This is a genomic window from Amycolatopsis sp. NPDC034160, from assembly GCF_055575355.1.
The window spans coordinates 17,039-29,489 of record NZ_JBVISU010000003.1; the positions used below are offsets into that span (position 1 = coordinate 17,039).

The 12,451-nt window shown below is 69.3% G+C and carries 9 protein-coding genes; 6 read left to right on the forward strand and 3 right to left on the reverse strand.

Annotation, left to right across the window (positions count from 1 at the left end; all coding sequences use genetic code 11):
- Nucleotides 1-91 precede the first annotated feature (91 nt).
- Nucleotides 92-1,585, forward strand: coding sequence for an MFS transporter (locus ACZ54P_RS08545; RefSeq protein ID WP_465460887.1), 1,494 nt, complete (start codon nucleotides 92-94; stop codon nucleotides 1,583-1,585).
- A gap of 90 nt (nucleotides 1,586-1,675) precedes the next feature.
- Entirely contained in the window at nucleotides 1,676-2,266 is a 591-nt protein-coding gene (locus tag ACZ54P_RS08550) for a hypothetical protein (protein WP_465460888.1), read from the forward strand.
- On the opposite strand, the gene ftsY is transcribed toward ACZ54P_RS08550, so the two are convergent.
- Nucleotides 2,263-3,627, reverse strand: a complete 1,365-nt coding sequence (gene ftsY, locus ACZ54P_RS08555) for a signal recognition particle-docking protein FtsY (RefSeq protein WP_465460889.1) — start codon at nucleotides 3,625-3,627, stop codon at nucleotides 2,263-2,265. The genes ACZ54P_RS08550 and ftsY overlap by 4 nt on opposite strands.
- A 152-nt stretch (nucleotides 3,628-3,779) precedes the next feature.
- Between ftsY and ACZ54P_RS08560 the strand changes: the two genes are divergently transcribed.
- The 3 genes from ACZ54P_RS08560 to ACZ54P_RS08570 all read left to right on the forward strand — a co-directional run bounded on the left by ACZ54P_RS08560 (nucleotide 3,780) and on the right by ACZ54P_RS08570 (nucleotide 7,205).
- Nucleotides 3,780-4,988, forward strand: coding sequence for an anhydro-N-acetylmuramic acid kinase (locus ACZ54P_RS08560; protein ID WP_465460890.1), 1,209 nt, complete (start codon nucleotides 3,780-3,782; stop codon nucleotides 4,986-4,988).
- Nucleotides 4,989-4,997: 9 nt separating this feature from the next.
- Entirely contained in the window at nucleotides 4,998-6,581 is a 1,584-nt protein-coding gene (locus tag ACZ54P_RS08565; protein ID WP_465460891.1) for a sodium:solute symporter, read from the forward strand.
- 90 nt (nucleotides 6,582-6,671) lie between these two features.
- Nucleotides 6,672-7,205, forward strand: a complete 534-nt coding sequence (locus ACZ54P_RS08570; RefSeq protein WP_465460892.1) for a DUF3455 domain-containing protein — start codon at nucleotides 6,672-6,674, stop codon at nucleotides 7,203-7,205.
- Between the two features lie 163 nt (nucleotides 7,206-7,368).
- Here the strand turns inward: ACZ54P_RS08570 and smc are convergent, their stop codons facing one another.
- Together smc and ACZ54P_RS08580 are read right to left on the reverse strand one after the other, a co-directional pair.
- Entirely contained in the window at nucleotides 7,369-10,968 is a 3,600-nt protein-coding gene (gene smc, locus ACZ54P_RS08575) for a chromosome segregation protein SMC (protein ID WP_465460893.1), read from the reverse strand.
- Nucleotides 10,969-11,056: 88 nt separating this feature from the next.
- Nucleotides 11,057-11,353 carry an acylphosphatase gene (locus ACZ54P_RS08580; protein WP_465460894.1) on the reverse strand — a complete coding sequence of 99 codons (297 nt, stop codon included), beginning with the start codon at nucleotides 11,351-11,353 and terminating at the stop codon, nucleotides 11,057-11,059.
- A gap of 189 nt (nucleotides 11,354-11,542) precedes the next feature.
- Between ACZ54P_RS08580 and ACZ54P_RS08585 the strand changes: the two genes are divergently transcribed.
- Nucleotides 11,543-12,184, forward strand: a complete 642-nt coding sequence (locus tag ACZ54P_RS08585; protein ID WP_465460895.1) for a hypothetical protein — start codon at nucleotides 11,543-11,545, stop codon at nucleotides 12,182-12,184.
- Nucleotides 12,185-12,451 lie beyond the last annotated feature (267 nt).

Sequence of the window (12,451 nt, forward strand, 5' to 3'; positions counted from 1 at the left end):
ACGATGTACCCCATTGCGAACGCTTTCGCCTTATGCGTACAGTGTGCGCAACAGCAGAACAACGTACGCAACTATCTCTGGGGGTTTCCCGATGAAGGCGATCGAAGGGCGCGATCCGCGCCGCTGGTGGATCCTGATCGTGCTGTGCCTGAGCACGCTCGTGCTGGTCGTGGACAACATGGTGCTGACGGTCGCCGTACCGCCGCTGGCCGAAGACCTCGGGGCGAGCGCCCAGGACATGCAGTGGGTTCTGGACTCCTACATCCTGGTGTTCGCCGGCTTGCTGCTCACCTCAGGAAGCCTCGGCGACCGCTTCGGCCGCCGGAAGGTGATGATCATCGGCCTCGCCCTGTTCGGGGTGGCCTCACTCGTCGCCGCGTTCGCCGCGAACCCACTGGACCTGATCGTGGCCCGGGCGGTGATGGGCGTCGGCGGCGCGCTGATCATGCCGAGCACCCTTTCGATCCTGATCACCGTCTTCGACGACGAGGAACGCCGCAAGGCGATGGCGGCGTGGAGTGCGGTCGCGATGCTCGGCCTGATCGGCGGCCCGGTACTGGGCGGCGTGCTGATCGCGTGGTTCTGGTGGGGCGCGGTGTTCCTGATCAACGTGCCGATCGTCGTCATCGCGGTGCTCGCCGCGCTCACGCTGATGCCCGAGTCCAAGGGCCCGTGGCAGAAGCCGGATCCGCTCGGCGCGATCCTGTCCGCGACCGGGATGGTGGCGCTGGTCTGGACGATCATCGAACTGCCCAAGCACGGCTTCACCGAGGCCGGGACCCTCGTCCCGCTGGCGATCGCGGTGGTGAGCCTGATCGGTTTCGTGGCCTGGGAGCGGCACACGCCCTCGCCGATGGTCCCGCTCAAGCTGTTCCGCAAGCGCAACTTCAGCGGCGGCAGCCTGTCGCTCACGCTGGTGCAGATCGGCAACGGCGGTCTGCTGCTGCTCCTGACCCAGTATCTGCAGTTCGTGCTCGGCTACACCCCGACCCAGGCGGGACTGGCCTTCATCCCGATGGCCGTCGCTTCGCTGCTCTGCAACACCTTGGGCGCCACGCTGGGCCAGAAGATCGGCAACCGCGCGCTGGCCACGGCCGGGATGACGGTGATGGCCGCCGGGTTCGGCCTGCTCGCGACCCTGTCGACGAACGAGAACTTCCTCCTGCCGTCGCTCGCGCTCTTCCTGCTCGGTGCCGGTGGCGGGCTGGCGATGCCGGCGGCGATCGCGGCGCTGATGGGCGAGGTCCCGGAGGAGCAGGCCGGCGTCGGCTCCGCGCTCAACGACACCATCCAGCAACTGGGCGCCGCGCTCGGCATCGCGATCCTGGGCAGCGTCGTGTCGAGCCTGTTCACCGCGCAGATGCCCGAATCCGCCCCGGCGCAGGCGCGACTTTCGATCAGCGACGCCTTCGCCACCGGCGACGGCGGCTTGATGACCGCGGCCCGCGAGTCGTTCACCTCGGCGATGTCGACGACGTTCCTCGTGAGCGCCGTGGGCGTACTGGCCGCGGCGGTGGTGGCGTTCCTGGTGATGCGGGACAAGAAGGCCGCCCCGGTCCCGGCCGACGCTCCGGTCGCCGTCTGACGGCGAAGTCCGTGAAGGCCCCTCTTTCGGCTGAGCCGGGAGAGGGGCCTTCGCCGTAACCTCGAGATGGGCCGAGCGAGGGGATGCCAGATGGTCGAGCCGGTGATCGCGTGGATCGGGCAGAAGCTCGCGGAGAAGGCACTCGACCGGGCAGTGGCCATGGACGGCCGGAAGCCGCGACGGCACGATTTGAGCATCCAAGGCGCCGAAGCGACCAGCGACCTCGACATCACCGTGAAGTACACCTTGCCGTACTGCCGGGGCGCGAAGGCACCGGTCGTCCTCACTTTGCGAAGGCTCAACCGTTACCCCGAGCACCAGGAGAGCCTGACGCTGGACATGGTGCTCGGGGAAACCGCCCGTGTGCGGCTGAAACGAGGCCGCTACGAGATCACCGCGAAGGTCCACGAACTGTCTCCCCGGCTCGGCGTGGCACCGACCCTGCACGCCGTCGGGTCACAGTTGCTGTGGCTGGGCGGCAACGGCACCGCGAAAGCCTGTATTCGCCCGGCTCCGGTGATCGTCCTGGCGTCCGCGGCTCCTCAGCCGGTCAGCCTGAAGAGCCCGGGATGCCCGATGTGCGGTGGCCCCGGGATGTATTACGCACTCTGTCTGGACCACCACAGCTACGTCGCCCGCTACATACGGGAGAAGTTCGCCCCTCGCGTCCACGCGTCCTAGTTGCTGAGCAGGGCTTCGACGAACGCGCCCGGCTCGAAGGGCGCCAGGTCGTCCGGGCCTTCGCCGAGACCGACCAGCTTGACCGGCACTCCGAGTTCGCGCTGCACCTGGAAGACGATGCCGCCCTTCGCGGTGCCGTCCAGTTTGGTCAGCACGATGCCGGTGACGTCGATGACCTCCGAGAACACGCGGGCCTGCATCAACCCGTTCTGCCCGGTGGTGGCGTCGAGCACCAGCAGCACCTCGTCGACCTTCGCCAGCTTCTCGACGACTCGCTTGACCTTGCCCAGCTCGTCCATCAGGCCGGTCTTGGTGTGCAGACGGCCGGCGGTGTCGATCAGTACCGCGTCCACGCCCGCCTCGATGCCGCGTTTGACGGAGTCGAAGGCGACCGCCGCCGGGTCCGCGCCTTCCTTGCCGCGCACGACCTCCGCGCCCACGCGCTCGGCCCAGGTCTGCAACTGGTCCGCCGCGGCGGCCCGGAAGGTGTCGGCCGCGCCGAGCACGACGGTGCTCCCCTGCGCGACGAGCACGCGGGCGAGCTTGCCGGTGGTGGTGGTCTTGCCGGTGCCGTTGACTCCGGCGACCAGGACCACGGCGGGCTGCTTCACCCCGTCGACGATGTGCGGCAACGCGCGGACGGCGCGGACCGCGTCGGTCGACAGGGCGGCGGTAAGGACCTCCTGCAGAACCGTGCGCGCCTCTTCGGACGTCCGCACGGCGCGGCGCTTGAGCTCTTCACGCAGGCGCTCGACGATCTCGGTGGTCGTCGCGGCGCCCAAGTCCGCCATGAGCAGCGTGTCTTCGACGTCTTGCCAGGAGTCCTCGTCCAGGTCACCGGCACCCAGCAGGCCCAGGAGGCTCTGCCCGAACACCGAACGCGACTTCGAGAGCCGGCCACGCAGCCGCTCGATCCGCCCGCTCGCCGGGGCGATCTCCTCGCGAGCGGGGGCGGTCTCCTCGGTGGGTTCGGTGGGTTCGGTGGGCTCGGCGTCCTCGACGGGCTCGGTGGGTTCGGGGAGTTCGACGTCGCGCACCGTGCGCTGCGCGGAATCCCTCGGCACCGACGCGTCGTCCCCGACCGCGGGCTGACCGTCGGTCTCGGGGCGTTCCTCGACCGGGTGCTCCGGTTCGACGGGCTCCTCGGCCTCGTCGGTCTTCTCACCACCCGGAGCGAGCGCGATCCCGCCGGTCGCGGCATAGCCGCCGCCCTTCGGCTTCGCGCGCTCGACGGCCTCGGCAGCCTTGGACTCGTCCAGGCTGATCCGGCGGCGGCGCGCGATGAACAGCCCGGCCACCAAGACGGCGACCAGTACCACGACGACAACGACAACGATCCAGAACCAGGGGGAGCTCGACACGGCGCCATCTTCGCATCCGTACCCGGCCCGGCTCAGGCGCCCCACTGCGAGGCAGCCGATCTTGTCAGGCATCCACTGGATAGGACTCATTTCGGACAAGAAGAAACAGTCTCGCTTGCGCGGCCTCCGGAGCGAGGGCTAGACCACTCCAAATGACGGTTTTCTCCGGCACTGGGGTCCGGGTGATCGGACTCATCTCCGGCACGTCGATCGACGGGATCGACGTGGCGGCCGCCGAACTGCGCGCCCACGGGGACACCGTGGAGCTTTTCCCGCTCGGTCAGCTCGAAGTCCCTTATCCCGAACCGCTCCGCGAGGCCCTGCTCGGCGCACTGCCGCCGAATCCCTGCAGCGCCGAACAGCTCACGAAACTCGACACTCTGGTAGGACAGGCCTTCGGCGAGGCCGCCGCTCGCGGCATCGAGGAACTGGCCGGTGGCGAAGCCGACGTCGTCGCCTCACTGGGACAGACGGTGTTCCACTGGATCGAGGACGGCACCGCGCGCGGCACGCTGCAACTGGGAAATCCGGCGTGGATCGCCGAGCGCACCGGGCTGCCCGTCGTGGCCGACCTGCGCGTGCGCGACGTCGCCGCGGGCGGGCACGGCGCGCCGCTCGCCAGCACGCTGGACGCGTTGTGGCTCCGGGACATGGCCGATTCCGGCCCCGTCGCGGCACTGAACATCGGCGGCATCGCGAACATCACCGTGGTCCCCGCGAACGCTGCCGTACTGGCCTACGACACCGGTCCCGGCAACGCCCTGATGGACCTCGCCGCGCACCGCGCCAGCGGACGGCGTGCCGACATCGACGGGGCGCTCGCCCTGCGCGGGAGCGTCCGGCCCGATCTGCTGGCGAAGCTCCTGCTCGATCCGTACTACGCGGCCCCGCCGCCGAAGTCGACCGGCAAGGAACTGTTCCACGGCGCGTACCTCGACACCGCGCTCGAAGGTCTCCCGCCCGTCGGCGCGGAAGACCTCCTGGCGACGCTGACCGAACTCACCGCCGTGACGATCGCCGCGGAATGCCGTCGCCACGCGATCGCGACGCTGATCGTCTCCGGCGGCGGCGCCGACAACCCGGCGTTGATGGCCGCGCTCGCCCGGAATCTGCCCGATACGGCGTTGAAGACCAGCGACGACCACGGGCTGCCACGGGCGGGCAAAGAGGCGTACCTGACCATTCTGCTCGGCTGGCTGACCTGGTCCGGCGTCCCGGGGAACCTCCCGTCGGCGACCGGTGCCCGTGGCGACCGGCTGCTCGGCAACATCACCCCGGGCTCGGGACCCCTGCGGCTTCCCGCGCCTCATGCCTCAACCGTGACCCGGCTACGGGTAGCGGCGACGACCGGCGAGCGATAGGAGATACGGATGCGCGCACTTGACCTCGCGATCATCGGGCTTTTTCTGGTCGGCATGCCCCTGCTGGGCATCTGGATCGGCGGCAAACAGAAATCCGGCTCCGACTACTTCGTCGGCGAAGGCAAGATCTCCTGGTGGGTCGCCTGCCTGTCGGTGGTCTCCGCGGAGACGTCCACCCTCACCGTGCTTTCCGTGCCGACGGTGGCCTACATCGCCACCCCGGGCGAAGGCGGGATGACCTACCTCGCACTGGCGATCGGCTACATCGCCGGCCGGATCGTGGTGTCGATGGTCCTGTTGCCGCGCTACGTGGCGGGCAACCTGGTCACCGCGTACGCCTTCCTGGGCAAACGGTTCGGCAGCGGATTGCAGGGCACCGCGTCGTTGACCTTCCTGCTCACCCGCACACTGGCCGACGGCATCCGGTTGTTCGCCACCGCGATCCCGATCAAGGTGGTGCTCGCCGCCTACGGCCTGAGCGTCTCGTACTGGACCATCGTGATCGGGCTCGGCATCGCGATGGTGATCTACAGCTTCTTCGGCGGAGTGCGCGCGGTCGTCTGGGTCGACGCGATCCAGATGCTCTGGTACGTCCTCGGCGCGGTCGTGGTCATCTGGGTGATCGCCGGGCGGCTGCCGGACGGCTGGTTCGGCAAGGCCGTCGACGCCAACAAGTTCCAGCTCTTCGACTTCTCCTCGAACATGCTCACCGGGCAGTACGCCTTTTTCACCGCGGTGATCGGCGGCGCGGTGCTCTCGATGGCGTCGCACGGCTCGGACCAGCTGATCGTGCAGCGCCTGCAGGCGACCAACGACCTGCGCGCCGCGCGGAAGGCGTTGGTCGCCAGCGGTTTCGTGGTGTTCGTCCAGTTCGCGCTGTTCCTGTTCATCGGGGTGCTGCTGTGGGCGCTGTACAACGGCCTCGCCCCGACCAAGCCGAAGCCGGAAGGCCTCGGGCTGGCCAACAAGGACGAACTGTTCGCGAGCTTCATCGTTAACGACCTGCCGAGTGGCCTGTCCGGTTTCGTGATCGCCGGAATCCTCGCCGCCGCACTGAGCTCTTCGCTCGGCGCGCTGGCGTCGTCCACGGTGACCGACGTCTACGAACGGGTGATCGGCAGGCAGTTGCCGGAAGCCGACCGGCTGAAGCACGGCCGGATCTGGACGATCGTCTGGGCGGGCGCGCTGATCCTGTGCGCGGGCTTCTTCGCCTCGTCCAACAAGACCTCGGCCGACCCGATCGTGGTGCAGGCGCTCGGCATCACCGGCTACACCTACGGCGCGCTGCTCGGCGCGTTCCTGCTGGGCCTGTCGGTCAAGCGGGCCAGGCAATCGGACGCGATCGTCGCGTTCGTGTCGACCGTGATCGTGATGGCGTTCCTCATCCTGGGCGTCAAGTTCAACAAACCGGACGGCAGCCTGATCGGCATCGACTTCAGCAAGTCGTCGGGGAACACGGTGGCGCTGGCGTGGCCCTGGTACACGCTGTGCGGTGTGGTGATCACGCTCGTCGTGGGCGGATTGCTGTCGCTGCGACACGGGAGCGTGGACCCGCTGGCCGAGCCGGACGTGAAGGAACCTTCATCAGTGTGAGCTGAGTTACTTCGTTGAACGTTCTCTGCCTCTCCTCCGTGTCGGCTGCGGGACCTGCCTGAAGACGGCGGGCGAGGAGAGGTAGAGACGATGAAGCGTGTGACTGTCACCATCGCGATCGGCGCCCTGTTGCTCGGGAGCGGCGCGAGCGCGTATGCCGCGAACAACCCGATCGATGTCCAGGCGGGCGGAAAGCAGCGTCCCGTGCCGGAAGCCGTCAAGGTTCCGGCCGGGAACAAGCACGTCGCCACCTACCGTGGTGAGGGCGTGCAGATCTACGGCTGCGCCGATGGGGCGTGGACCCTGATCCAGCCCGCCGCGACACTGAACCATCACGGACGGGCGATCGCACTGCACAGCAAGGGACCGGTGTGGACGTCCACCGTGGACGGCAGCACGGTCGGCGCGGCGGTGGTTCCCGGCGCCTCCAGCCCCCGGCCGGGCGCGATACCGGAACTGCTGCTGAAGGCGAATCTGAACAGTGGCGACGGGATCTTCGGCGAGATCACCTACGTCCAGCGGCTCGACACGCGCGGCGGGCTCGCTCCGGCGGGTACGTGCACGGCCGGCGCGCAGACGGCGAGCCGGTACTCCGCGGACTACGCGTTCTGGACGGCCGGGTAGCGCCCGGCAGCGTGTTATTGCGGAGAAGGTCGAACGTGTCGTGGTTATGGATGGGCCTGTTCGCCGGGGTGGCGAGCAGAGCGAAGGCGTAACTCGCGTGCTCAGATCCGGGACTCGCGTGCCCCACCCCGTCCGAACGCGCCACGTTCGGCTTACCCTCGCGCTAAGCGGGAACCGGGTCGTCCTCGGCGGTCCGCAGCCGCTGCGAAATCACCTTCGTGATGCCGTCACCCTGCATGGAAACGCCGTACAGGGCGTCGGCGATCTCCATGGTCGGCTTCTGGTGGGTGATGATGATCAGCTGCGAAGAGTCGCGCAGTTGCTCCAGCAGCCCGATGAGCCGTCGCATGTTGGTGTCGTCGAGCGCGGCCTCGACCTCGTCCATGACGTAGAAGGGCGAAGGCCGGGCACGGAAGATCGCCACCAGCATGCCGACGGCGACGAGCGACTTCTCGCCACCGGAGAGCAGCGAGAGCCGCTTGACCTTCTTGCCCGGCGGGCGCGCTTCGACGTCGACGCCGGTGGAGAGCAGGTCGTTGGGCTGCGTGAGCACCATGCGGCCCTCGCCGCCGGGGAACAGCACGCTGAACACGGTCTCGAACTCGCGCGCGACGTCCTCGTACGCCGACGCGAAGACCTCGAGGATCTTCTCGTCGACCTGCTTGATGACGGCTTCGAGGTCCTTGCGGGTGTCCTTGAGATCTTCGAGCTGGGTCGAGAGGAACTTGTACCGCTCCTCCAGTGCCGCGAACTCCTCCAGCGCCAACGGGTTGACCTTGCCCAGCAGGCTCAGGTCCTTCTCCGCGCGTTTCGCCCGGCGGGCCTGGGTGTCGCGGTCGAACGGCATGGGCGGCGGCGGGGTGACGTCCTCGCCGCGTTCCTTGGCCGCTTCGTATTCGGCCATCTCGCCCGCGCTCGGCGGCACGGGAACGTCCGGGCCGTACTCGGCGACGAGGTCGTCGAGGCCGATCCCGAAGTCTTCGGCGATCTTGGTTTCGAGCTGTTCCAGCCGCAGGCGCTGCTCGGCGCGCAGCACCTCGTCGCGGTGGACGGCGTCGGTGAGCTTCTCCAGTTCGCCGGTCAGCTCGCGAACCTTGCCGCGGACCTGGGTCAGCGCGGTCTCCCTCGACTGCCGCCGCGCCTGCACCTCGTCCCGTTCGTGGGCGGCGCGCTGCACGGAGACCTCGATGCGCTCCAGCGCGATCTCGCCGCCGGTGACCACGGCGTTGGCGATCTCGGCGCCGCGTTTCCGCGCGGCCCTGGACTTTTCGGCGCGTTCGCGGGCCTGCCGTTCCGCGTGCGCGGCCCGGCGGAGCGATTCGGCCTTGCCCTGGATGCTCCGTGCGCGCTCCTCGGCGGTGCGCAGCGCGAGCCGGGACTCCATCTCCTCCTGACGGACCGTGCCGAGGTCTTCGGCGGCCTGGTCGCGTTCGGCGGTGTCCGGATCCTCGTCGATCTCTTGATCGGCGACCGCGGCCAGCCGCTCTTCGAGTTCCACGAGCTGCCGCAGCGCCTCTTCGCGGCTCTGCTCCACCTTGGCCCGCTGAGTGCTCAGCCGGTCCATCTCGGCCTGCGCGGCACGCGCGGCCTGCTGCATCCGGTTCAGCCGCTCGGACGAGCGGGCCTTGCGGACCTTCGCGTCCCCGAGCGCGTCCTTGGCCCTGCTGACCTCTTCACGGCGGGCCTGCTGCCCGGCACGGGCGCCTTCGAGTTCCGCGGCGGCGCGTTCCAGCGCCCGCTCGGCGGCTCGCAGCCGGTCGCCCGCCTCGTCGACGGCGGCTTGCACCTCGATGACACTCTCGCCGCGGGCCGAACCGCCGACCGCCCAGCGGGCACCGAAGACATCGCCCTCCGGCGTGACCGTGCTGACCTCGGGGTGCACCTCGACCAGACGGCGCGCGGATTCCAGACCGTCCACAATGGCCACTCGGTCGAGCGCGTGTTCGACGGCGGAGCGCAGCGCGGGCGGCGCCGTGACCACTTCGCGTGCCCAGCGCGCCCCCTCGGGCAACGAGGGCCAGGCGCTGGTGTCCACAGTGGATTCCGGGCCGCCGAGCAGAATGCCCGCGCGGCCGGAGTCGTTCTCCTTCAAGAACTTCAGCGCGGCGAGCGCGTCGGCACCGCCGTTGACCGCGACCGCTTCGGCCACCGGGCCGAGCGCCGCGGCCAGCGCGACCTCGTGCCCGGGTTCGACGGTGAGCAGCGCGGCCACCGAACCGAGCAGACCGGGCAGTTCGTGCTGCGCGCCGAGCAGCGCACCGGCGCCGTCCTTGCGGCGCAAACCCATCGACAGCGCCTCGACGCGCGCCTTCTCCGAAGCGATCTCGCGCTCGGCGGTCCGCTCGGCCTTGACCAGCTCCTCGACCCGCGCCTTGGCGGCGTTGTTGGCCTCCACCGCGCGGTCGTGGTGGGCTTGCAGGTCGGAGTCGTCGGATTCCTCGACCCCGCCCGCGGCCTTGGCCTCTTCGAGTTCCTCGACGGCGATCTCCGCGCGCTCGGCGGCCTCTTCGAGCGACACGGTGAGCCTGTCGATCTCGTCGGAGGTGGCGCCGTTCTTGCTGCGCAGCGCCTCGACCTGCCCGGCGAGCTTCGCCAGCCCCTCCCGGCGATCGGCGATCGCGCGGACGGCGGCCATATGCGCGCGTTCCGCGGCCTGGACGAGGTGTTCGAGCTGCTCACGACGCTGGACGGTCTCCGAGAGCATCATCCGCGCCTCGGCGACGGCCTCGTTGAGCTCCTGCTCCCGCTCGGCGACCTGCTCGGCCTCGGCGAGCAGCTCGTCGGGGTCGCGGCCGGTGCTCGCCTGCTGCACGTCGGACGACAGGTGCCGCTGACGCTCCAGCGCGAGCCGCACGGTGCCGCGCAACCGCTCGGTCAACGCGGAAAGCTTGTACCAGGTCTCCTGGGCCGCGGCCAGCCTCGGCGCGTCCTCGGCGAGCGAGGCTTCGAGTTCGGCTTCCTCGGCGGCGACGATCTCCAGCGCCTGCTCGACCTCGGCACGGCGCTGACGGGCGACTCGCTCGTCGGCCTCTTCCTTGGCGAGGCCTTCGCGCTGGGTGACCAGGTCGTGGGCGAACAGCCGCAGCCGGGCGTCACGCAGTTCGGACTGCACCCACTGCGCCTTGCGGGCGATCTCGGCCTGTTTGCCCAGCGGCTTGAGCTGGCGGCGCAACTCGGTGGTGAGGTCACCGAGGCGGTCGAGGTTGCCCTGCATGTTCGCGAGCTTGCGCAGGGTCTGTTCCTTGCGCTTGCGGTGTTTGAGGACACCGGCGGCCTCTTCGATGAAGGCGCGGCGCTCCTCGGGCTTCGATTCGAGGATCGCCGACAGCTGACCCTGCCCGACGATGACGTGCATCTCGCGGCCGATACCGGAGTCCGACAGCAGTTCCTGCACGTCCATCAGGCGGCAGCGGTCACCGTTGATCTCGTATTCGCTCGCGCCGTCGCGGAACATCCGGCGGGTGATCGAGACCTCGGAGTACTCGATCGGCAGCGCGCCGTCGGCGTTGTCGATGGTGAGGGTGACCTCGGCGCGCCCGAGCGGGGCGCGGCCGGCGGTCCCGGCGAAGATGACGTCCTCCATCTTGCCGCCGCGCAGGTCTTTCGCGCCCTGGGTGCCCATGACCCAGCGGAGCGCGTCGAGGACGTTCGACTTGCCAGAGCCGTTCGGTCCGACCACGCAGGTGATGCCCGGCTCGAAACGCAACGTCGTCGCCGAGGCGAAGGACTTGAAGCCCTTGAGCGTCAGGCTCTTCAGGTGCACGTCGTGCTGACCCCTCTTGCCACGGGAACCGGTCGTTCAATCGGGCCAGGCTACCTGTGTGCTCACGGTGATCGTGGGACGCGGGGCCTCAGCGCTCCACGAACCCCTGGAGCCCACCTTTCGCGGGCGACCATCGCTCGACGACGTGATCCACACTTCCGGGTGATTCCCCGGACCGTAAAGCCGTCAAAAGCCGCTCACAGTGGTCACGAACACCCTCCGCTACCACCTCGACACGCCCGTCGGCCAGATTGCCCGCGCTGCCGACCAACCCCAGCTCAAGTGCCTTGCTGCGAGTCCACCAGCGGAAACCGACACCCTGCACCCGGCCGAGCACCCACGCGGTCAGCCTGATGTGCGTAAATTCTTCACTCACGACCCCCATCGTGCACCATGCGGGCGAACGCGGAGAGTGAGCACCCGGTCCGCCGGCGTTCGCGGACGGTGAAGTAGCGGTGATAATCTCCGCGCCGGGTCCCCACTTGGGCTACCTCGCCCGGGTAGCCGGAGACGGCTTGGCATACTCGCCTGCGGTCTCGAACTCCCCGAAGCCCCCCATCCGAGGAGCCAGCACATGCCCCGTCCCGACGGGTCTGACCCGAGCGCACGCGTGTCCGTGGCGCCCCCGCGCGGCGCCACCGGCAAGCTCAACCGCAGCGGCTACGCCGTACTCGGCGTCAGCGGCCTCGTGGTGGCGACGGCCTTCGCCGCGATCGCCGAACTGGCGGGCCCCGGGGTGTCGGCCACCGCGGGCGGCACCGGCATCCCCGGCGGACAGAACACCTCTCCCGCCGGCGTGCAGCTGGTCCCCGGCAACGCCGTCCCCGGCGGCCCGATGACCGTCAGCGGCGAACCGATCCCCGGCGCGCCCAGCAGCTCCACCCCGCCGCCGACCACGGTGACTTCGGTCGGCGCGGACGGCAAGGAGACGACGAGCGTCGTCACCCCGCCGCCGGTTCCGATTCCCAACCCTGGGCCGGGTCCCGGTCCCGGGCCGGGCACCACGGTCCTGCCGCCGACGACGACCAGGACCCCGCCGACCAAGACCTCTCCGACGACCACCCCGAACACGTCGACGCCGCCGTCGTCCGACCCGTCCGATCCCCCGTCGAGCCCGCCGGGTGGCGGCTCCAGCACCAGCGGCGCCCCGAGTGAGTCGACCCCGGGCCGGTCCAGCACCTCGGGCATCGACACGAGCACGAGCAGCGCCCAGTAGGTCTTTGGTCCGCAGGCAAAGTCTTATCCCTGCTGGTCGGCACCACTGCCTTGGAGGAAATGGGGCCACTCAAGCGGCCCCAGCCCGTCCTTGACTGTCCATAAGGGACACTTTTCGCGGCACGTATGCCCGATTCGGCTATTTGCGGAGCTTCAGAATGGGGTCGTGAGGGTTAATGAGGGTTTTACCCTCCCTTGCACTCCCCACCCCCCCCTCCCCCAGACAGAGAGGACCCAACCCGGCACCCAGTTGGCCGGCTTCTTCCTT